Annotated in this window: 1 protein-coding gene; it reads right to left on the bottom strand. The window is 76.8% G+C overall.

The window, feature by feature from the left end; genetic code table 11:
- Positions 1–457, bottom strand: a 457-nt coding sequence (locus B7L92_RS04905; protein WP_143626236.1) for a cupin domain-containing protein, incomplete at both ends; no start/stop codon positions are given.

Raw genomic sequence — 457 nt, 5'->3', positions numbered from 1 at the left:
CCGCGGCGAGGGCGAGCCGCCAGCCGGCGAGGTAGGCCATGGGCGGTTCCCCGACGACCGCGGTGAAGCGGCGGGCGAGCTGGGCCCGGGAGACGCCGACCTTGCGGGCGAGCGACTCCACCGTCCACGCGTGCGCGGGGTCCTCGTGCAGCAGCCGCAGCGCGGGCCCGACGACCGGGTCGCTCTGGGCCCGGTACCAGGGCGGCGCCCCGGAGCCGGGATCGGCCAGCCAGCCGCGCAGTACGTTGACCAGGAGCAGGTCCAGCAGGCGGTCGAGGACGAGTTCCTGGCCCGGCTCGTCCCGGGCCACCTCCTCGGCGAGCAGTCCGACCAGCGGGTCGTTGCCCTCCCCGGCGGGGCGCACCAGCACGGTGGGCAGGGCGCTCAGCAGACGCCGGCCGATCTCGCTGGGCGCCTGGTAGGTGCCGGACAGCATCACCGCCGAGCCCTCGCCGAG

Origin of the sequence: Streptomyces viridosporus, assembly GCF_002078235.1 — a bacterium.
Lineage (GTDB): Bacteria > Actinomycetota > Actinomycetes > Streptomycetales > Streptomycetaceae > Streptomyces > Streptomyces viridosporus.
Note: the sequence above shows the minus strand (reverse complement) of the source record. Positions and strands in the feature narration are given on the sequence as shown.